The 22,016-nt window shown below is 63.6% G+C and carries 17 protein-coding genes; 1 reads left to right on the top strand and 16 read right to left on the bottom strand.

All coding sequences use genetic code 11. The features are described 5' to 3' along the window. Nucleotides 1-42 precede the first annotated feature (42 nt). From IT350_00985 to IT350_00910, 16 genes are all read right to left on the bottom strand, one after another. Nucleotides 43-927 (bottom strand): SDR family oxidoreductase, encoded by an 885-nt coding sequence (locus IT350_00985; protein MCC6156595.1) that lies wholly within the window; start codon nt 925-927, stop codon nt 43-45. A 23-nt stretch (nt 928-950) separates the two neighbouring features. After that, nucleotides 951-3,308, bottom strand: a complete 2,358-nt coding sequence (locus tag IT350_00980; GenBank protein MCC6156594.1) for a hypothetical protein — start codon at nt 3,306-3,308, stop codon at nt 951-953. Further along, nucleotides 3,305-4,501: a GNAT family N-acetyltransferase gene (locus IT350_00975; protein ID MCC6156593.1), complete on the bottom strand. Its 1,197-nt coding sequence runs from the start codon at nt 4,499-4,501 to the stop codon at nt 3,305-3,307. The genes IT350_00980 and IT350_00975 overlap by 4 nt, the downstream gene beginning before the upstream one ends. Beyond that, the gene (locus IT350_00970) at nt 4,498-6,036 is read right to left on the bottom strand and encodes a B12-binding domain-containing radical SAM protein (GenBank protein MCC6156592.1); all 1,539 of its coding nucleotides are present in this window, start codon (nt 6,034-6,036) and stop codon (nt 4,498-4,500) included. Before IT350_00970 ends, IT350_00975 begins: the two co-directional genes overlap by 4 nt. A 388-nt stretch (nt 6,037-6,424) precedes the next feature. Then, on the bottom strand, nt 6,425-7,456 hold the full coding sequence (locus IT350_00965) for a hypothetical protein (GenBank protein ID MCC6156591.1): 1,032 nt from the start codon (nt 7,454-7,456) through the stop codon (nt 6,425-6,427). A 5-nt stretch (nt 7,457-7,461) separates the two neighbouring features. Continuing rightward, a complete protein-coding gene (locus IT350_00960) occupies nt 7,462-7,908 on the bottom strand; it encodes a hypothetical protein (GenBank protein MCC6156590.1) in 447 nt (148 codons plus the stop codon). Next, nucleotides 7,905-9,242, bottom strand: a complete 1,338-nt coding sequence (locus IT350_00955) for an AAA family ATPase (GenBank protein MCC6156589.1) — start codon at nt 9,240-9,242, stop codon at nt 7,905-7,907. Before IT350_00955 ends, IT350_00960 begins: the two co-directional genes overlap by 4 nt. Before the next feature lie 138 nt (nt 9,243-9,380). Then, on the bottom strand, nt 9,381-9,707 hold the full coding sequence (locus IT350_00950; protein ID MCC6156588.1) for a hypothetical protein: 327 nt from the start codon (nt 9,705-9,707) through the stop codon (nt 9,381-9,383). Nucleotides 9,708-9,846: 139 nt separating this feature from the next. Next, nucleotides 9,847-10,074: a hypothetical protein gene (locus IT350_00945; GenBank protein MCC6156587.1), complete on the bottom strand. Its 228-nt coding sequence runs from the start codon at nt 10,072-10,074 to the stop codon at nt 9,847-9,849. A 21-nt stretch (nt 10,075-10,095) separates the two neighbouring features. Continuing rightward, a complete protein-coding gene (locus tag IT350_00940) occupies nt 10,096-12,441 on the bottom strand; it encodes a hypothetical protein (GenBank protein ID MCC6156586.1) in 2,346 nt (781 codons plus the stop codon). 30 nt (nt 12,442-12,471) lie between these two features. After that, complete coding sequence (locus IT350_00935; GenBank protein MCC6156585.1) at nt 12,472-14,031, bottom strand: hypothetical protein; 1,560 nt, start codon at nt 14,029-14,031, stop codon at nt 12,472-12,474. Between the two features lie 127 nt (nt 14,032-14,158). Then, a complete protein-coding gene (locus IT350_00930; protein MCC6156584.1) occupies nt 14,159-15,391 on the bottom strand; it encodes a type II restriction endonuclease in 1,233 nt (410 codons plus the stop codon). Continuing rightward, nucleotides 15,388-15,846, bottom strand: coding sequence for a DNA mismatch endonuclease Vsr (gene vsr, locus IT350_00925; protein MCC6156583.1), 459 nt, complete (start codon nt 15,844-15,846; stop codon nt 15,388-15,390). The genes IT350_00930 and vsr overlap by 4 nt, the downstream gene beginning before the upstream one ends. Beyond that, entirely contained in the window at nt 15,839-17,029 is a 1,191-nt protein-coding gene (gene dcm, locus IT350_00920) for a DNA (cytosine-5-)-methyltransferase (GenBank protein MCC6156582.1), read from the bottom strand. The genes vsr and dcm overlap by 8 nt, the downstream gene beginning before the upstream one ends. A 153-nt stretch (nt 17,030-17,182) precedes the next feature. Next, on the bottom strand, nt 17,183-18,622 hold the full coding sequence (locus IT350_00915) for a catalase (protein ID MCC6156581.1): 1,440 nt from the start codon (nt 18,620-18,622) through the stop codon (nt 17,183-17,185). 75 nt (nt 18,623-18,697) lie between these two features. Continuing rightward, complete coding sequence (locus IT350_00910) at nt 18,698-19,096, bottom strand: transcriptional repressor (GenBank protein MCC6156580.1); 399 nt, start codon at nt 19,094-19,096, stop codon at nt 18,698-18,700. A 160-nt stretch (nt 19,097-19,256) separates the two neighbouring features. On the opposite strand from IT350_00910, the gene IT350_00905 reads away from it, so the two are divergent. Further along, nucleotides 19,257-21,878: a TonB-dependent receptor gene (locus tag IT350_00905; protein ID MCC6156579.1), complete on the top strand. Its 2,622-nt coding sequence runs from the start codon at nt 19,257-19,259 to the stop codon at nt 21,876-21,878. The last annotated feature ends 138 nt before the right edge of the window (nt 21,879-22,016 follow it).

The raw sequence follows: 22,016 nt of genomic DNA, 5'->3' as shown, positions 1-22,016 counted from the left end.
CACAGGCGGGGGCGCCTGTGCCACATGACGCACGAGGGGTTCTCAGCTCCCCGCGCCGGTTCCATTCGCGGTTCGGGGCAAACCCGTGAGCCGGGCGCTCACGTCCCACAGGCGGCGCATCGCGGCCTCGTCGTACGAGACGATGGATGTGCGTCGCGGCTTGCACTTGTCGAAATACTTGCCCGAAACGCCCGCCGCATCGGGAGAAGTCGCGAGATAGATCGAGGTCTTCGCGCCCTCTTCGGGCGTGATGAGCACGAGTCTGCCGAGCGCCATCGCCGTCTTCCAGAACCACGTGGCCGTGTGACCGAAGTTGGTGCCGACGACGCCGGGGTGCAGGCAGTTCGCGGTCACGCCCGTACCGTCGATCCGCCGCGCGAGCTCGTACGTGAAATAGACGTTCGCGAGCTTCGATTCGGAGTACACGCGAAACGCCTCGTATTTGCGCCGCTCGTTCTGCAGGTCGTCGAAATCGAGCCCCTGCTTGACGCGGTAATGCGCGTCGGACGCGACGTTGACGATCCGCGCGGGGGCCGACGCCTTGAGGACATCGAGCAGCAGATTCGTGAGCAGAAAATACCCGAGGTGGTTGGCCGCGAACGTGAGTTCGAGTCCGTCGGCGCTCTTGGTGCGCGTGCCGATTAGCGCCCCGGCGTTGTTGACGAGCACGTGCAGGCGGTCGTGGCGACGGAGAAACGCGGCGGCCAGCTCGCGGATCTGCGCCATCGAGCCGAAATTGCACGCGAGCGGCTCGACCGTGCCCGCGCCGGCGCCCGCACGGACCCGGATGTCGGCGGCGGCGGCCTCGGCCTTGGCCATGTCGCGACACACGATCACCACGTGCGCGCCGGTCTTGGCGAGCGCCGTCGCGGTGACCTTGCCGATGCCCGAATTCGCGCCCGTCACCAGACAGACTTTTTTCGTCACGACGTTGATCTCCGAAAATGCCGCTATTCGTCTTCACTCGGATAAATGATCGCCGCGACGACGTAGGCCGCGAGGCCGAACGTGACCGTCGTCGAGAATCCCGCCAGCAGTGCGATCGCCATCGCCGCGACCGAGCCGAACACCGAGGCCGCGGAATTGACCGCGAACATCCACGGCACCGTGCCGTCCTCGCGCACCGCGCGCACACCCATCGGGAAAAACATTCCCATCAAAATGCCCAGTGGCGCGAGCATCACGATCGACACCGCGATGCGCACGGGCGTGGCCGCGCCGAGCGTGGCCGCGAAAATCTTCGGCGAGACGATCAGCAGCCCCGCCGCCACGCCGACGAGCGCCACGGTGACGAGGGCGAGCGACTTGCGCGGGCGCTCGGCGCCGATGCGTGACGACAGCCCCGCGCCGATGCCGCTCATCACGAGCAACGTCGCGAGAAACACCGAGAGCGTGAGCGTGGGATGGCCGAGGTAGAGGATGAACGACTGCATCATCGCGATCTCGACCGTGAGGTAGCCGAGCCCGATGAGCCCGAAATAGCTCGCCGCGCGCAGATGCCCGCGCAGCAGAATGCGATGGCGACGAACCAGCACGAGCGGACCGAGGATCATGATCGACACGAATGCGAAGACGAGCGCCGCGAGCACGAAGACGATGAGCGCGCCGATGTTGCGGATCTTGGCCGCGTAGTCCTGCGAGAATGTCTTGAGAAGATCGGCGGGGCGAAGCGTGTAGAAAAAGAACGGATGGTCGTCGGTCGGCGCGGAGTAGTCGTACTCCTGCGTCGCGACCCACGCGTCGAGGTTCCCCGCGCGCAGCATGGCGTCCAGTGTCTCGTCGTGCGGCTTCATGAAGGGCGAGTACATGATTTCCAGGTCGAGCGTCTTGACGAGATCCTCGAGACGCAGCACCTCCTCGACGCTGAAACCCGACGGCTTGATGAGCACGTTGGCGAAGTCGCCGTCGCGCACGACGTAGAAGCACGATGCCACGTTCTTCGTCTTTCGCGCGTCGAGCACGTGCCGCGCGAGCGCGACGGTGCGGTAGATGTATTCCGGCGCGTCCTTCCAGCGTTTCACCGCCACCATGCCGCGCGGCGTGAGACGGTCGAAGTATTCGCCGAACGCCTGGGCGGTGAACAGGTAATTCTCGGTGAGCGAAAACGCGCCCCCCGCCGTCGCCGCCCAGGTATCCACGAGCGTGAAGTTGACGACGTCGAAGTTTTTCGTCGATCGCGCCACCCACGAGCGCCCTTCGGCGAGTTCCACCGTGACGCCGGGCTGCGTGAAGAGCCCACCCGAAATGTCGGCGAAGCGGTTGTTCACCATGTCGAGCACGATCGGGTTCATCTCGATGCCGACGATCTCGCTCGCTCCGGCGGACAGCCCCGTGAGGATGTGCTCGCCGCCGCCCGAACCGATCACGAGGAGCGACGGCTTGTCGTAAAAAACGTAGGGCAGGCGCTGCAGGTTCGCCATGGCGTCCTGCGTCGCGTTCGCGTCGCCGTGAAAGGGCGTAATCGGCGTGAACGCGATGCCGTCGATGACGAGCATGATGTCGCCGATGTCGGCGCGCGGATACGCGATGACGCGCGAAAAGCTGTTCCACGACACGGCGATCGGCTCGGGCTCGTCGTTGCCCTTGGTGTGGCGGAACATCAGGAACGGTGACCAATGGTTGGCGACCAGTACGGCGACGACCACGACCAGCGCGACGAGCTGCGCGCGCCACGTGGCGGCCTCGCGCCGCATGGGCGTGACGACGAGCCCCGCCAACAGCGCGATTGCGCCCGTGGCGACCATCGCCGCCTCGCCGCCGAAATGCGTCAGCAGCGAAATCGTGGCGAGGCACCCGGCGGCGGCCCCGGCGAGATCGGCGAAGTAGTAACGACCGATGCGCTCGGATCCGCGCGAAAAGACGAGCGCGAAGAACGCGCCCGAGAACGTGAACGGCAGCGCCGCGACCAGAAACGCCGCGCCCATCTGCGCGATCGACACGAGGTTGAGGTCGAGCGTCCCGAGCTTCAGCAGTCGTAACGTGCCGACGCACACGAGCTGCGCCGCGGCGAAGCCGATTGCGCAACGGCCCAGATGTCGCGGAAGGTCTCCCGCGCGCCAATTGCTCCCGGCCAGATGCACGACGAGCGATCCTGCCCCGAGCCCGAACAGGCAAACGCTCACGGCGAGGAACGCGAAGTGGTACCACATGAGCACCGAGAACACGCGCGTGAGGATGATCTCGGCGGCGAGCGTGGCGCACGCCATCAGGAACGTGGCGGGGGTGATCCACGGCGCGGGGGACGGCGGTGGGGAGACGCGGACCGGGCCGGTCTTGATGGCGGCTGTTTTCGGCGCGGCGGCGTTCAACGGCGACCTCTCAGGACAATCCGTTTCACCGCGCGGCGCACGCGCGGATCGGTGTTGATGAACGAGCGCGCGAAAAACCGCGTGCCCCGAAACGTCGCGCCCGCCAGAAACTGGATCAGCGGGTGGCCGTTCTTCGCCCAGTGCAGCTTATAGTCGGCCTCGCCGCGCAAGAACTCGTATCGCCGCGCGCCCCGCTCGCATGCGTCCTGAATCGCGAACACGAGCGCAGCGTAGCCGAGATTGAACTCGGGATACACCGGCGCGCTGCCCTGCTGGTACAGGTACACCGCGTCGCCCGTGTGAAACGCGTAGGTCGCGAAGATCGGCGGCTCGTCGTCGAGCGACAAAAAGCCGAGCCGCAGCCAGCCGAGACGAAGCGCGCGCGCGGCGAAATCGCGGTGGAACGCCGCCATCTTCTCCGACGCGAAGACGCCGGTTTGCCCCTCGGCGGCCCAGCGCTGCGCGTGAAGGTCGAAGAACCGGTCCATCGCTTCGGGCAGCGTCGCCGCGTCGTCGTGAAACCGGTGCTCCACCTTGTGGTAGATGCGGATCTCCTTGATCTTCTTGCGGGCGTTGTAGCGGCTCTTCTTCGAGAGCGACTCCAGATACGCCTCGTAACCCCCCTCGGGCAATTCCGAATACGGTGCCTGATAGAGGGGACGGTAGCGCCAATTGCGCCCGCCCATCGCCGCGTACTGAAGCGATTCGAAGCCCGGCTCGTCGTCGCGCACGTGCGTCATGTCGAGCAGGTCGAACTCGCCCACCTCGCGCAAAAAATATGTGTAAAGCGCCGACCAGATCTCGTCCGCGCGCCCGCGCTCGGCGATGAAGCCGACGAAGTCGGCGCAGACCTCGCCCGACCCCAGCGGTTGCAGGACGCGCAGTTTCATTCCGCGCGTGGGAATGATGGGACGCACGCCGCCGGTCATCTCGGCTTCGAGTTCGGCGGCCGCAATTCGCCTCAGGAAAAAAGGCGCGATACCGACGAGCCGGCCGTCCTCGGCGTCGCGCGCGGTCAGGATCCGCAGCTCGCCGTCGTCGCCGAAATGGTTCCACCACGTTCGCATCCACACGTGCGAACAAAACAAAGGATCGGCCGTCGAATTCGTCAACAGCCGATCCCATTCGGTTTTCAGATTGTCGAACTGCTCCGGTCTGTCGACCAGTTCAAACCGGAAGTCCCACGGCGTCACGCCACCTCCTGTGCCACCTTCTTCATCACGCCGAGCTTGCCGATCAGCACGTCCTTGACGAACCGTGCCAGCCGGTACTCGATCGGGAAGGCGTACACGCGCTTTTGAACCCGCCAGTTCGAGATCCGAGTCATCATCCGCAGCCCGAAGCCCATCAGGTTCTTCTGGGCCATCTTACGTCGCAGGTCCGAGTTCGGGATCGCAAACTTGAAATAAAAGCGCGTGGCCATTTTTAGTAGCACGGGGAGTTTGTCGTCAACCCACGGCATGTTCGGCGCGTAGGTGCTGAAGTTGACGTAGTCCTCCAGCGTCTCGTGTTTGGGCATGAAGCGCTGGGCGTAGTCCTTGAACAGCGGCGTCCCGGGGAACGGCGTGTAGTAGAAGTACTCGGCCAGCGCGTTCGGCGCGATCTGGCGCAGCCGCGCCATGAACGCCAGCGTCGCCTTCGAGTCGTCCCAATTCTTCTCGTCGGGGAAACCGACCATGAACGAGTACTCGGGCAGGATGCCCCACTTGGCGCACCGGTGCGAGCACTCGATGACGTCCGAGGGCACGATCTCCTTCGCCACGAGCCCCATGACGCGGTTCGTGCCGCCCTCGGCGCCGATGGCGAACTCGGTGCAGCCGGCCTTCGTGATGCGTTCCATCTCGCTGTCGGACATCGCGTTGACCTGATCCGCGCGCACCGAGCACTTCCAGATGAACTGGTAGCCGCGCTCGATGATGCCGTCCACGATCTGCATGGCGCGCTTCTGGCCCGTGAAGAAGTTGGAGTCGTGGAAGTCGATGCCTTCCACCTTGAACTCGTTCACGAGCCGGCCGATCTCGTCGAGCACGAACTTGGGTGTCTGCGAAAACCACCCGCGGTTCCACAGCGCGGTGATGTGGCAGAAGCTGCACATGCCGTGGCAGCCGCGCGAGTAGGTGTAGTTGATCGTGCGCTTGGCGCCCACCACCATCGGCTGGCAACGGCCGTTGTCGCCGGTGATGTAGAACTCCATGTCCACCATCTCCCACGGCAGCGGGCCGAAGGTGTCCAGCTCGCGGACCCAATCGACCTCCTTGCCGTGCCACGTGCGCCCGTCCGGCGACTTGCCCGACACGCCGTCCATCCCCGTCACGTCCTCGCGCGCCGCGAAACGCCGCGCCAGCTCGGGCAGCGTCGTTTCGCCCTGCGTCTTCACCACGTAGTCCACGTACGGGGTGTTGAGCGTGGAATCGACCGCCATCTGCGCGTGCCAGCCGCCGAAGACGACGGGCAGGTCGGGGTTGATCTGCTTCGCCAGTCGGCCCGCGTCGCAAAGGTCCTTGAGCTGGCGGCCGGTCTTGCCCGAGCACCACAGCAGCACGGGGTCGTCGCGAAACTCCTTCTCCAGCCGGGGGAGAAAGTCGTCCTTGATCTGCTTGGCATCGAGAATCACGGGCTCGAACCCGGCCAGCTTCACCTGCTTGGCGAGACTCAGAATGGCGAGCGGCGCATAGGCGAAGATGACGGGGTCTTCCTCGCGCGGAACCGCAAACACGATCTTACGCACGGCGGCACCTCCGCACGCGACGGCGCGTGCTCTTTCGTTCGAGACGATTTCGAAGCGCGATTCCCGCGGACGATGAGGGTTGTCTTTTTGATCGTCCGGCCGGGTTCGCGACCTCCCCCCAAGCGCACTAGATTCTATATTTTCTATTCCTTTTAGTCCAGCGGCGGGATTTCCGCCGTGACGCGGATCATAATCGGAAGCGAATTCCGGCCCGAAAACCCCCGATTTGTGGGCTCGCCGGGTCCTCCGGCGTTCGATCCGTGTTCTTGGTCGTTTCGGCCGGAACCGCCGGGCACATGAGTGGGGCGGGGAGAGAAGACCTGATCAAGGAAGAGAAGCCACGAAAAGTGCAAATCTCCCGAAAACGGCATTTCGGGTCTTGCGCCGATCAGCCGGCACTCGCTCGACGCACCGGCGGAACGCCACCCTTGCGCCCAATATTGTAGCTAAGTCGGTACACATCCGGGACATTCACGCGGCCGTCCTTGATTCTGAAAAAAATTCCCAAATTCTCGAGATCGCGGCGCACGCCCTCGGCACCTGCGGCGAGTTGGGCGGGCGGAAGGCGCTCGACCTGCTGCTCTACTCGACTCCGAAGTTCCATGAGAACTTCGTCCCAAACCGACTCGATTTCGGCGAAATCGCAGGGAACCACCTTTCCCCTCAGGGGTTTCATCAACGTGTCAACCCATGGGTAGTCCTCGCGCAACTCTCTAACCCGAATCTCACTCGCCTTCTGGACGCCGCGTTTGATGCTCTCATAGTGGAGGGCGTATTCGTGCTCCGGGTATTGTTTCGACGTTTCATCGGCAGCATGCCGCAGTGCGGCCAAGAAGGATCGGGGACTGGTCTTGCCCTGCGAATCGGCCAGATGGTTGGGAATCCAGGTGTAGGGATCACCCCGACGGCGGTCTCGCCCCATCCAAGGGCCGGTAATCGTGTGAACCACTCTGCGCTGAAGCTCTGCATCGTGACGGAGACTGCTTGGCGGCAACCACGCGACGGATTCGTCCGTTCCCTCGATCTGAGGCCACTTAAACCAAGACTCGCTTTCGATCGCCTTACGAAAGGCCCCATCGCGCGCATTTCCCATGTACTGAAAAAGCAGCCCGTAAAGTTCGTTAGCAGGCCAGTCGAGCTCAGCCTTTTCGGCCATGAGCTTGGACGCATCTGGAAATGTTGCGACTTCGCTCTCGTTGAGTTGGTCGGTGCGAAGGAAGCACTTGGCTCGTAGGCGACGGTACGGCCTCAGGTCGAGCACCGCCTGAAGCAACCCGCGAACCAGCTCGTTCATGGTCGGCCAGTCCGAGGCGGTGCGATCCAAAGCATCGAAAAGGATAACCCATGACTTTCCTTCGCTCTCGAACGTGCGATCCCTATCGTAAAGAAACCGCTCAATCCATTCGGGCTGCTGCTTCACATGAGTCACTCGATCCGCCCAACTCCGTCCGCTGCCGACCACTTGCGGATCGCCCCCGGCCAGAGCTTGTAGAATGACCGTGCGCCAGATGAGTCGCGGTTCGAATTTCGAATCGAGAAGTTGACGGAGCACGTCGCGTTGCGGATACCAATCGGGCTGCGGTTCCTCGCCAAACCCCGCGGCGATGGAGGCATTTTCCACGATGCCCAGTTGGCTGGAACGCTGAGCGAGCAGAGATCGATGCTCGGCGCTCTGAAGCGCCGCCAGAAGCTTTTGCCAGTGCCGCGCATGCCGACGACGACCTGCGTATCCAAGTCGAGCGCCTTGGCGTGGGATGCGGGTACGTAGCTGAAACGCACCTCGGGCGGTCTTCCATGAAGTGAAGTGCTGTCAGGGATCGTTTCCAGAATCGACTGACGGGCGCTCTTCGGGTCAACTTGAAAGGGCGTCATTTGCTCGCCCCGAGCATCGCCTCGACGCAACGATCCAGACTGCTGAGAAACGTTGAGTACGACGCGGCAACTAGCTGCGGATCCAACTCAGAGAGGTTGCTCAGTGCGGCGATACCTCGGTTCCAATACACGGGGATTGGTGAATGCGGACCGTCTACCGCATCGAGATCGAAGGTGAAAAGGTCTGCATCGGCAGGAGCGTCTGGCTCAACGTTGTCATACGCATGATCGCGAAAGAGATCCCACGCCTCTTGTCGGAACTGCGTGAGATAGGATTCTCGATCCGTTTCCGGAACGAGTGCCGCCACGAGATGAAGCTGCTCACGCAGGTCGAGAATCGCGCGAGTCCCTCGCCACTCTTCAAACAGCAGACGATAGGCTGACCAGGTCTGCGTCGTTCCGATCGCGAAGAGGAAGACCTCTGCCTGAAGGTCCGTTACGACCGCGGAAGCCAAGTCCGAGAGCCCGGCGCGAGCGTCCAGCAGCACGAGATCGGGTTTGTGCACGGCTTCGAGAGCTTCGATAAAACGACCCAACCGCCGCTCCCAAGATTCGAGCTTTCCGTCCCGCTGCAGGTCGAGATAGCAGCGCCCGAGTTTAGGGAGGTACTGTGTGGGGTTCGCTCCATGACAAGGCACGACCCGGATGTATCCCGGCAGGTTGGTTGCGAGTGGCGACCTCGCGGAGATATCAGGCAATACTGTGTCGCCTTGGCCTACGGCGTCCTCGACAAACCAGTCGACGATCCCAAAAGGAGGTTGATTTGCCGGGGGAAAGAGGCTCGACGAAAGGCCCGGCGCTTCGAGGTCGAGATCAACGACGAGTACGTTCTTTCCTTCACGCGCCAGATGCCACGCGGCGACAGCAGCCGAGGTCGAACGCCCGACGCCGCCCTTGATGGAATAGAACGCGATTCGACGAGGCGGCACAAAATCAGGCGACGTATCGTCGGGATCTCGATTCACGGTTCCCCAGGAAAGCCCGGAGACTTGCCGGTCGATCAGGAATAATCTTGGTTCATCCCAATCGAGAGTGATGCCGGGAAATTGCTCGGGATTGAAATCGATTGCCATTTCATCGGCGTAGAGGATGGCCTGACCGGTTGGATAGCCATGTCGGTCGAGGCGTTGCGACGCTTCTTCCGCAAACGCGGTCAGCGCCCGGCCGAGATCGCTATCCTCGTCAGGCCGCTTCGGGACGACGAACCGCACTCGGCTCCAGAGATCGCGAATCGCGGCGATCCATTCAAGATCGCCGAGCCGATCCCGGTGCTCCGATACCAGAGCGCGCAGGCTGTCGGGAATCGCGTCGAATGTCATGGGGGGCATGTTCATGGCTCTGTCCCGTCCACTGTCGCTTGGTCGAAAATCGACCGAATATCGCGTGCCGCTTGTCGATGAGCGATCGCGGTTGGCTGACCGACATGGCGCGAATGCCAGTAACGCTGGCTTGCGAGCCAGTCGTTGAAGGGATTATCCGAGGGAAGCATCGCGGCGTATCGGGCACCATTCGACTTGCCCGGCTGCGAATGTACGGAACTCATTCCAGAGCTTGTCGATGTGCACTCGATGACTTGGATACTGAGGTCGGTCAGCTACAACACTCATTCCGAGCCCGACCATGATCGCCTTCAATGTGCATTCGGCGGCGAACCCGTAGAGCTGATCGGCGTTGGGCCAGCGTTTCGCGTCGAAGAGCGTCTCGGCGTCGGTCCAGTGTCGACCCGCCGCATCGGCAAAATCTGTGTTCACCCCACGAACCCCTGCATGCAGCCGAATCCGCCAGCGATGACGCGACATGGAAACCCCGTCGATTCCGGAGCGAATGGTTTTGCGCGCATGGTTAAAATACGTCCGCCAATCGGTCAATCGCACCGAAAGAAAAGGCGCGATTTCTCGGGCTGCGACAACCGAATCACACCTTCGTTCATCCTCCTCTTCACATCTCCCCGCTCATCCTCGCGGCCTCGGTCGCCCGAGAATACGCCGTGTAGGCGGCGATGATGTGGCAGATCCAGCCGAGGAATCCGCCGCTGCCGATCCACAAACCAGGCGTGACGATGAACCAGAAGATCGCCCGCCAGAAATCACCGTTATAAAGCTGGCCGACCCCCGGCAGGAAAAACGACAGCACCGCCGCGAGTCCCGCCTTGTCCTTTGCTTCCATCGTCGCCCCCTTCGTTGGCGTTTAGATCACGCACCCCTGCGCGGCGTCCATGAAATCGCGGTCCTCGATCTCGAATGTCCCGTCGCGGTCCAGATCGATGCCGTCGCACCAGTCGTTACCCGCGTCGCACGACGCGCCCGTTCCCCATACGGCCCATTCCTCGACCATCATCTGCCGGTCGTCCGCGTCCACGTCCGTATCGCCGTCGAGATCGGCGACCGCGCACCCCACGCGAGCCCATGAGCAATCGAGCGTGGCGGGGGCGTGCGTGCACAGGGCCGCCTCGAACCACAGGTGGAAATCGCCGTACCACTGGTGGCGCGGATTTTCGGCCGGGCCCCAATCGCCGTCGGGCCCGATGCGCTCGTATCCGTCGCCTGCGCGGCGCACGGGTCGGGTGTATCCGAACCGGTCGCGGTAGCGCTGGATGACAGGCGCTTCCTCGCCGGGCAGCGCGGCCTCGACGCTCGCGGCGATCTGCTCGTCGGTGATGAGTCCCCACGGCGCGGTGTCGCCCCAGGCGAGCGGCGTCTCGAGCCACGTGGACTTCTGCTCGCCGCGATACCAGCCGTCGAAATCGGCGAGCGGCCCGGGCAGGTCGAACATGCGCGCGTACATGGCCGCGATGTACATCATCTCGCGGCCCTGTTCGATCGTGGCGATGAGCGACCCCGGCCCGCGCGCGGTGTCGTATCGCGCGGCGAAAGCGGCGTCGGCGCCCAGTCCGTACACGATCTCGGCGAGCAGGCGCTGGATCTCGATGAGGTGCCACAGCGTTTGGCGCGCGTCGTCGTACAGCCCGGCGTCGCCGCGAAGCTGGGCGTATTCGGCGAGGCCCACGGCGCCGAGTTCGAGTTCCTTGAAGTCATCCATCATGCCGCCGAACAGATCAGGGAAGAGGTCGGGAAAGACCGCCGCGAGATTGCGCAGCACATCGGGCAGCGGCGTGCCGAAGATTTCGATGGTGAGGATGTCGCCCCAGGTCAGGCCGACGAACGCGTCGTCCACCGAACGGCAATCCCAAACCGGCAGCGGCAGATCGATGCCGATTTGGTGGAACAGGTCGATCAGCCAGTCGCGCTCGATCGCCCCGGGCAGCGGCACCGCCGGCACGGGCGACGAGAGCCCCGGCGTCGAAATCGCTCTGGCCAGATACGCCATCGGGCACGAGCTGATGCTGCCCAGATCCTGCCAGCTCGACAGGCCGTCGGGGCCGACCTCGCCCGCGGGGCTGAGCGTTTCGTAATCGAAGCGCTCGTCCACCGTCATCTGGATGTTGCCGTTTGCCACGGTCGTGTCGCCCACGCGGCGCGCGGCGTTCGCGGCCTTCGTCGCGGCGGCGGCAAGGTCGGCGGGCAAGCCGCGCACGGCCTCGGCCTCGAACGCGGCGATGTAGCCCATCACGTAGTCGGTCATGTTGTCGCGCGAATTGTGGTTGCCCCACCACGCGCCGATCCAGTCGCCCTTTTGCGTGTGCATCCAGGACGAACAGCAGTTGCTGATGCGCAGGTAGTTTGGCAGTTCCTCGAACACCATCGTGATCGAAAACTCCGTGACCTCGTTGACCGGCTTGAAGTTGAAGTAATACTCGAGCGGGTCCTCGCGATAGGTCACGACGATGCCGTCGTAAAACGTGTCGAGGATTTCCTGCTCCAGCGCCGGAGCGTTGGGATCGGGCAGGCCGATGGGCGCGCCGTCGCGCGTGCGCGTCACGGTATCCGCCACGCCGTCCATCACGCGGGTCCAGCCGGGCAGCGCCTCGCGCACCGTCAGGCCCGGGTGGCCCGTCACCGCTTCATAAAACGCAAGCCCTTCGAACATGCGAATGAGCGTGAGTTCCAGATCGCGCCCGCCGATGGCCTGATAGAGCTTCCACGCGCCCCATGTGGACATGCCGATGGGATTGTTGTCGTTGGGGCCGGGCACCACCTCGTATTCGTTGCCCGAGCGCGCGACGAAATTCTTGCCGATCGCCGCGCCGAACACGGCGTCGCCCGAAAGCGCGAAGCGGTTGAAGGCCAGCGCGATGCGCGACACGCGCTCGCGATAAAACAGCTTGAACGCGTCGGCTTTGGCGTTCGGGTTCGGCTCGTTCGGGGGGAGCGTGTCGTCGTCGCCCGAGTCGTCGTCGGCATCGTCATCCGCGTCGTCGTCGGATGCGTCGTCGTCTGAAAACGAATCGTCGTCCGGCAGCGGCGGCCACGTGTCGTCGTCGGCATCATCGTCGGCGAGGGCATCGTCATCATCGCCGTTCGGAATCGGCCGGCTCGCCGCGTCGTCCTCGTCGGAATCGTCCGCCACGCATCCGCTGAACGCGAACACGAAGACCAATGCGCTGACGACCTGGACGATTCGGGTTGCCGTCATGCGATCCTCCCCGCGACGCGCCCGCGCGGCTCAGTCCGCCGTCAGGTAGATCGCGTTTGCGTAGATCAGCGGGTACTCGCGGACGAACTTGTCGGCGTCGTCGCCCAGCCACCGAGCGAGGTGTTTGGGCACGATCGTCGCCGTGACGTAGTACGCGCCGGCCTCGTCCGCGGGCACTTCAATCGAGCCCGTGTCGGAAGACTCGATCAATTCTCCCCCCGAGCCGTTCGCGCGCCACAGTTTGATCGTGATGTCCGGCGTCTCGGCGTCGGTCGGCATGTTGATCATCGTGGGCGCTTTCACGACGAGCATGGGGCTGTCGCCCGCGGGAACCTCGTCGCCCATCTCGAACATCTCCTCGCCGACCTCGGCGTGGAAGTCGAAGCCCACCGGCTCGCCAAAGACCTGGAACGCGCCGTACATGCGCCCCAGATGCACGGCTTCCTCGATCGTCTCGATGTCGCGCTCGCCGACGAGCACGTAGTTGGCGAACCAGCGCATCATGCGCCGGTAACTGTCGGCGCGGTCGCCGTCCAGGAGCGGAAACGGCAACGCGTTGCGGTGCGCGTCGGTCGCAATGCTCGCGACGGTGCGGCGGTCGAAGAGCACCTTGTCCCAGTGCATGCGCGCGGGGGCGCTCTCGCTCAGGAACGCGAGCAGGAACAGGTCGGCGTGCGCGGCCTCGTCGAGCGGCGTGATCATGTCCAGGATGTCGAAGATGAAACTCAGAGAGGGCAGGCCGAGATAGTCCTCGCGAATACTCGGGTCGATGTTCGCGTGCAGGTTGTAGACCTCGAGGCCGTCGATCGGCAGCGCGAGGATCTGGTCCGTCGTCCAGCCCTCGGAGTGCGGCACGAAGACCATCGCGCCCAGGTCCTTCATTGCGTTGATGGCTTCGACGGTTTCGCCGTCGAGGATCGCGCTGCGCGCGTTCGCATCGCCGTCGGGCATGCGACGCAGGCCGAGCGGCATCAGGCTGTTCTCATTGCCCGCGGTCACAATAGCCTGGTTGCCATCGGGGCAGGTGATGACGTTGGCGAAGGGGTCGCCGTCCTCGTAGAGGAGTTCATCGCCCTCTTCCTCGACGTAGAGCAGCACGTCGGGGAACTCGTAATTGACGAAGGGATCGTTGTGGTCGGTGAGGAAGACGAACTGCTGATTCGTCGTGCAGATCGCGACGCGGAGCTGATTGAAGCACGGCCAGTTGGGGTGGCCGTCCACGAAGGGCATGCCGTCGCACGCGTCGTGCGAATAGACCGAGTGCATGTGGATCAGGCCGCGCAGCGTGGCGAGCCCGCGCTGGAGCGGATGCACCTCGATCGGCAAAACGGCGGATGGGACCCAGTCGTCGGCGGCGTCATCGTCGTCGTCCGGCAGCGGCGGAAACGTGTCGTCGTCGCCGGCGTCGTCATCCGTCGCATCGTCGTCCGCGGCGTCGTCGTCGGTTGCGTCGTCATCCGCAACGTCGTCGTCAGACCCTGAGCCGGTCGAAGGGTCGTCATCGTCGTCGCCGCAGCCGCAACCGGTCGCGAACACCATCATCGAAACCACGGCGAACACCGCCCAACGCACCCACGCCTCACGGATCATGACGCACTCCAGTTTCCTCGATACGAGGGGACACAACATACTCCCGCGCGGCGGGGGTGAAAAGGCGCGTCACCGGGACGGGTTTTCGGGCTGTGTCCAGGTGCGCGGCGGAAGAATCGGATGCCCGTCAGCGCGAGGGAGGGCGAACTTCGCCGACGAAAGCGGAAAGAGGCAAGAGAGACGCCCGGATCGCGGGCGGGTAGGATTTGACCAAACCGGTCGGAACGACCAGCGTGACACCAGCACCCGAGATTTCGCGAAACTGGTTTTCGGAAATGCCCTCCTGAAGGGTCAGGAGGTGTTTTCGCGGAATCCTATCGGCCTCGTTGATGATCTGGCGCCAACGGTCCTTGCACGTCGTTTTCACGGCCAGCATGCGCAGAGCGCGAGGGTCAAACGCCGCGTTCTTGTAAGAACTCTCCGATGGAAACAAGAAGTCCGGCCGTTTTCCTGGGTCCGATTCGGGTTGATACGAAAAGTCCTCGTGCTCCCGAAGGCCCTCCTCGATCAGGATTTCCCGCACGTGCAATTCCAGCGACCGACCCGATCGGGCCTTTCGACGTTGAAGGATCGTCTGGGCGCGTTCGAGGAACTGATCGAGTGTCGGAAACCCTCGCTGAACGATGGGCAACTCGACGGTTTCTTCCAGGCTGCGGAAAATCTCGAATTCACAGTCGCGGCGACGCAGCAACCGGGCGTCAACATCCAGATGACGTAACGGGCGCAGTTCGACGGCCCGGCGAACGATTTCCGTCGCACGTGGAAACCCTCTTAGCCACTCGGGAGGAATCTCGGCCGGGGTCAAGCGACAGTCTGCGCGGGCCGTCCCGGGAGTGTGAAGACCGTGTGCGGCCCAGACTCCGTCGGTCGTCCACGATATCCACTCTCCGGGGTCCACGACGCCGAATCTTTCGGATGCGTGTTCTTCCTCGACAGCTGAGCGGCAGACCCATGCGCGGCAATGAAGGTGTTGTCCGTCGGCAGCGGCGACGAAAGCGAACAGAACAAGCGCACCCGTGTTGTCGGGGTCCAGCAGAGCTGAGGAGCCGCCCCCGAAGCGCGTCAACCGCGCTTCGTCCCTCGTCCCGCCGTGGAACTTGTTATTGTACCAGATGGCTCTCACTTGACGTGTGTCTGCATGGGAATCGATGTCGAATCGGATCGACGTCTCCGGATTGAGGTCCGTTTCGCGGTGAAGACCCGGAAACACGCGGAAGAAGACGTCCTTTGGGAGGTACGGTCCCGCCTGATGGCCGCCCGAGGCCTTGGTGTCGTTGGCGGACAGGCGCTTCGAAAACCATACAGCCGGAATCCCTGACATGTCATCCAGCCAACTTCGAAGTTCGCGGGAGGCAGTCATGTCCGGCGACCCCGGATTTGCCCGAAGTGGCGAACGGAACGCAACCACGCGGCGACATTGTCGATGACGGCGTCGAAATCCCTCCGACCAGTTCCGCGGATGGAGCACTCCCAGATCACGAATTGACGCCATCCAAGCTTGGCCAATTCCGTCTTTACCCGATGGTCCCGTTGGACATTCGTTTCGATGTTTTTTCGCCAGAATTCAGTTCGGGTTTTCGGGAGCCGGTACAACTCGCAGTCGTGACCGTGCCAGAAGCAGCCGTTGATGAAGACCGTCGCACCGTATTTCGGAAATGCGAGGTCCGGTCTGCCGGGGATCTTCGGGTCATGGAGGCGATACCGAAATCCCCGCGCGTGCAGACCCCGGCGGAGACTGATCTCGATCCGGGTATTTTTCGAACGAATCCCCGACATCAGACGGCTTCTGGATGCACGATCGAGAATGTCAGCCAATGCCCAAGCCCAGTTGTATCCGTCGAGACCGAACCGGCGGCGACACCGTCTCTTCACCCCCGATATACGGGGCCATGCACCTTGCGACGGCCTCCACGACGGGCACGACCACGGCGTTGCCGAACTGTCGATATGCCTGCGTGTCGGACACCGGAATGACAAACGGTTCGCGCCCCGGTCGGTCGAAGCCCATCAGGCGGGCGCACTCCCGTGGCGTAAGTCGCCTCGGCGTCTGCTTCCCCGCGCGCCGTATCAGGATTTCCGAGCCATCCTTGAAGTATCGGGCGGACAGAGTCCTTGCGACGTCCCCCGGACCGTTGAGACCGAATCCGAATCCGTTGCCCTTCGCGCGATGCTTCTCGGCGTATTCACGAAGATAGTTCCACAGGTGCTCGCTGAGTCCGTATTTCGGCGAGACGGCACCGCGAGGTCCAACGGTGTACGGAGGTTCGACGACTTCGCTTCCGTCTTCCGGATGAAGGACTGCGGAGAGCGTCGGTCCGCTCGAAGCGGTCGGGGCGCGGAGATCGTCCAATGAGAAGTCGCTTGGCTCGCGAAAGCCCACGATGAAGATCCGTTCCCGGTGTTGCGGAACCCAAGGCTTGGCGTCGATGACGCGCCAGTGAATCCGGTACCCAAGATCCTCCGTCAGCGTCCGATGGATGACGCGGAACGTTTTTCCGCCGTCGTGACTGACGAGATTCTTGACGTTCTCCAGGAGAAAGGCGCGCGGTCGATGAAAAGCCAGAATCCTCGCAACGTCGAAGAAGAGATTCCCCTGTAGCTCACATTGAAAACCGTGCGGTCTCTTCAGAGCATTTTTCTTGGAAACCCCGGCGATCGAGAACGGCTGGCACGGAAAGCCCGCGAGCAACACGTCGTGATCGGGAATCTCACTCTCCCGGATGCGCGTTAAGTCCCCCGCGATGGGATGATCCACTCGGTGATTGGCCAAGTAGGTTCGCCGACTGTACTCGTTCCACTCCGACGTGAAGACGCATGTACCGCCGATGGCCTCGAACCCGGTTCGAAGTCCGCCGATCCCCGCAAAGAGGTCGATGAATCGAAACGCGCCCGGCCTCGGGTCTCGATCGCTCACTTGACGTTGCTGGACCGCACCGTTTGCGCGGCCATTCGGTCTGATGGCGACGGGGGATTCCATGTTAGGGATTCTATAGCACATCGACAGGGAAATCCTCCAGGGCGCAGCCCCGTCCACATTTCCACCCGCGATGCGTCAGTCGGGGTCGCATCCTCGCGATTCGCTAAAAAAACTCCCGGCGGCATCGGTGCCGCCGGGCGCGAAAAAGGAGGGAGGATGGGCGCGCTTCGCGCGTCAGCCCAGGGCTTTGCGCGCGGCGCGGATGCCGGCGGCGTACGCCGGGTCGGCTTTCTCGAAATGCGCGAGCTGGCGCAGGGTGATCTCCTCGGGCACGCCGCGCATGGCGCCGGCGAGGGCCCTGTGCAGGCGGTCGCGCTCGGCCTGCGGCATCAGCCGGTAGAGGTTTCCCGCCTGCGTGAAATCGTCGTTGCCGTCGCGGTGGTCGTAGCGGTCCGCGTCGCCGGCGATCGGCAGCGGCGGCTCGCGAAAAGCCGCGTCCTGCGCCGGGCCGCCGAAGCTGTTGGGCTCGTAGTTCACCGACCCGCCGCCGTTGCCGTCGAAACGCATCGCGCCGTCACGGTGATAGCTGTGAACGGGGCATTGCGGCTTGTTGACCGGCAGCGACTCGTGGTTCACGCCCAGGCGATAGCGGTGCGCGTCGGCATAGGACACGATGCGGAACTGGAGCATTTTGTCGGGGCTGTGGCCGATGCCAGGCACCACGTTGCCCGGCGAGAACGCCGCCTGCTCGACCTCGGCGAAGTAGTTCTCGGGGTTGCGGTTCAGTTCGAGCACGCCCACGTCGATCAGCGGAAACTCGGCGTGCGGCCAGACCTTGGTCAGATCGAAGGGGTTGTACGAGGTCTTCTCGGCCTCGACCTCGGTCATCACCTGGATCTTCATGTTCCAGCGCGGGAACTCGCCGCGCTCGATCGACTCGAACAGGTCGCGCTGGTGCGTCTCGCGGTTCGCGCCGACCATCTTTTCGGCTTCCTCATCGGTCACGCACTGGATCTTTTGCGCGGTCTTGAAGTGAAACTTCACCCAGAACCGCTCGCCCGCCGCGTTGACGAAGCTGTAGGTGTGGCTGCCGTAGCCGTTGACGTGGCGGTAGCTGCGCGGCAGGCCGCGGTCGGAAAACAGGATCGTGATCTGGTGCAGACTCTCGGGCGAGAGCGACCAGAAATCCCACATCGCCGTGGCGCTGCGCAGGTTCGAGCGCGGGTCGCGCTTTTGCGTGTGGATGAAGTCCGGGAACTTGTAGGGGTCGCGGATGAAGAAGACGGGCGTGTTGTTGCCGACGAGATCCCAGTTGCCCTCGTCGGTGTAGAACTTCAGCGCGAAGCCGCGCACGTCGCGCTCGGCGTCGGCCGCGCCCTTTTCACCGGCGACGGTCGAGAAACGCAAAAAGCACGGTGTGGTCTTGCCGACCTTGGCGAACAACGACGCCCTGGTGTAGCGCGACACGTCGTGCGTGATGGTCAGCGTGCCGTACGCGCCCGAGCCCTTGGCATGCACGACGCGCTCGGGAATGCGCTCGCGGTTGAAGTGGGCGTGCTTTTCGAACAGTTGCCAGTCCTGCGCCAGCACCGGCCCGCGCGGGCCCGCCGTCAGCGCGTTCTGGTTGTCGGCGACGGGAATCCCCGCCGCGGTGGTGAGCGTCTTTGGTTTCATATCGATCTCCTTCCCCAAGGGTTATACGAGGTCCATCATTGGACTTCGTCCAGATTCCGGTGAAAAAAACTCTCCCTAACGCTTGCGGCGCGTGCCTCTGAGCACGACCTGAAACTCGTGGACATCGAAACCATCGAGCGCGTTCGCCCCCGCGACACGCAAAGCGTTCCACGGAATGTCCACGATCTCTCCGGTCTTTTCGTCTATGAAATGGTGGTGCCGCTCGACGTGCGGATCGAAGACGACCGTGCCTTCTTTGAGCACCTGCGTTCGCAGCAGGCCCTTTTCGACGAAAAGATTGAGCGTGTTGTAGACCGTCGCCCGCGAAACGGTGGGCATGCGCTCACGCACGCGGTCCCACACCGTGTCCGCCGTCGGGTGCTCGTGCGTGCGCAGCACGAACTCGGCGACGGCGATCCGCTGCGGGGTCGGCGCGATTCCGTGGGCGCGCAGGTCTTCGATCACGCGGTGCATGGCTTTAGACTTAGTCTAATCTAAGATTCGTGTCAAGAGTCGTTCGAAACGCGACCCGGCCTCAATCGTGCGCTGTGTCGCCATTTCGCATAACTTACTCCTTTGGGCTTGCGCGGCCAGTATTACTTCTGTAAGAAACGTATGCTTTTGGCGGGATGCGATGCGAATTCGATCGGCGCTGCTTCTGGGTTTCCTGATCCTTGTGATTCCCCGCTGGTCCGTGGCCCACGGCGGCGTCGCGCCCGGACTCGTCGGCGATCCGTCGAATCCCGCGTCCGGTGCGAAGGTCACACTCGACGGCGCGGGGCGGCTGCTCGCGGTCGAGGAAGACTCGAACGCGGATGGCGTGCCCGATCTTTGGAACCGCTACGAGGCGGGGCGGCTCGCGCGGCAGGAGCGCGACCTGAACGGCGATGGGCGGCTCGACTACTGGCTCTACGTCGAACCGGCGACCGGCAAGCCGTTTCGCGGCGAGATGGACGGCGATTTCGACGGGCGCGCGGATACCGACGAGGAATACCGCGACGGCAGCGTCGTCCGCCAGCGCGTGGACACGAACCACGATGGGCTCTACGACGCGGCGTATCACGGCTACGCGGGTTCGCTGACGCTGATCGAGCAGGACACGGATCTGGACGGGCGCTTCGACCGCTGGACGTACTTCGAGGCGTCGCGCTCGTCGATCACGGTGCTCGACGACCGTGACCGCGACGGCTTTCCCGAGCACCGTGTACGCGTGGTGGCGGGCGAGGTGGTCGAAGACAGCGACCGCACGCCGCCACCCGCGACCGAAAACGCCGTGGCCGAACCAGACGTGCCTGACGGCGCGCTGGAAGAAGTCGAGGTCCGCGCGCGGCGCGCCACGTCCGCGGCGGGCGACTACAGCGTGCGCGACCGCGATTTCCGCAGCTTCCCCCACGCGAACCCAAGCGATCTGGTGCGTCTCGTGCCCGGCATCCACGTGTCGCAGCACACCGGCGGCGCGAAGGCGTATCAATATTTCCTGCGCGGATTCGACGCCGAGCACGGGCAGGATCTCGCCGCGTATTTCGACGGCGTACCGCTGAACGAATCCTCGCAGGTGCACGGCCACGGCTACCTCGATCTGCACTTTCTGATTCCGGAGACCGTCGCCGCCATGCGCATCGTCAAAGGCCCCTACGACCCCGAGTTCGGCAACTTCGCCACGGCGGGCGCGGTGGTGTTTGTGCCGCGCCGATCGAGCGAACATCGCGAAATCTCAACCACGGCGGGGATGTTCGGTACGGCGCGTGTCTATGCGGGCGGCGGCGTATTGGCCGATCCCTACATTGCGCACATCGCCGCCGAGACCGACCACACCGAGGGCACCACCGATCCCGGGTTCGCCGACGCGGCGCGCGGCTTCGGTTCGCACACCTGGCTGCCGGGTTCGACCACGCTCAATCTCACGAGCGCGCATTACGGCCAACGCAGCGCGGCCGCCGACGTGATCCCCGCGAAGTGGGTGGACGACGGACGCATCGGACGCTTCGACGGCATGGACGCGTCGGACCGCGTGACGAGCAACCGGCATCTGGTGAGCGCGACACTCGATCACGACGCGGGCAATCAGAGCATCCGCGCGCAGGGATATTTCGACTACAAGCGCAGCGCGATTTTCTCCAACTACACGTTCTATCTGTTGAACCCGACTCTCGGGGATCAGCAGGAGATGCGCGACAACCGCGACACGGCCGGCATGAACCTGCGCTACATGCGCGAGGACAAGGCCGGGACGCTGCGTTTCATTTCGAGCGCGGGCGCGCAGTGGAAGCTCGCCGATGTGGATCAGGTGCTCGCGAACACGACGGAGCGCGTGCGTTTCAACGTCATCAACGATCTGCGTTTCACGGAAAACGAAATCGGCGTGTGGGTGAAGGAAGAGGCGCGGCTCGCGCGTTGGCTGACACTGGTGCCCGGCGCGCGCTTCGACGCGATCGCCTACGCGGGCGACGGCACGCAGGACGAGCGCTTCTTCAACATCTACACGAATCTGGCCGACACCCGGCAGGACGTGCCGCGCGACTGGAACGAGACCGCCTCGATCGTGAGCCCGAAGATCTCGACGATCTTCGCGCCGGTGCCCGACTGGAATATTTACGTCAACTACGGTGAGGGGTTTTTCTCGAATACCAGCTTGCAGATGGCGAACGACCCGGAGCCGACCATCCCCAAGGTGCGCGGCGGCGAGATCGGCTCGCGCGTGTGGGCGTGGGGCGACCGCTTCACCATCGCGGGATCGGGTTGGTTCGCAAACAAGGAGACCGATCTCGTCTTCGATCCGCAAACGGGGATCACGTCCACCAAGGCCGAGACCGAGCGGCGCGGCGTGGACGGCGAGGTGCGTCTGTCGCCCTGGAAGCCGCTGTATCTGGCGACCGACGCGGCCTATGTGGACGCGCGTTTCGCCGACACCGGCGAACGCATTCCCAACGGGCCGATCTTTCTGATGACGAACGGCATCGGCGTGTCGGATCTCGCCGGATGGCGGGGCATGATCCGGGGGCGCTACATGGGCGAGCGCGAACTGGATCAGGGCGACTTCGCCGACCCGTACTACGTGACCGACGTGGTCGTCGGCTACGACGCGAAAACCTGGGGCGCGGAACTGGCCATCGACAACGTGTTCGACGTCGAGTGGGAAGACGCGGTGTTTTCATACGAGACGCGCCCCGAGCCGAATGGCGAGACGGTGAACGGCATTCATTACACGGCGGGCACGCCGTTTTTCGCGCGGGCGACTGTGACCGCGAGATTTTGACGAAGCAGGGGCCAGATCCTTCGCTTCGCTCCTAAGAAACAGCGGTCGTTGTTTTCAAGTCTCCGAGGATTTCAAGCCCGAGTTCCTTGGCCCTGCGTTTGAGGGAGTTGATCTGACGTTCGCGGAAACGGGCTTCGT

Source organism: Deltaproteobacteria bacterium (assembly GCA_020845895.1).
Classification (GTDB): Bacteria; Lernaellota; Lernaellaia; order JACKCT01; family JACKCT01; genus JADLEX01.
This window is presented reverse-complemented; position numbering and strand designations above follow the sequence as displayed.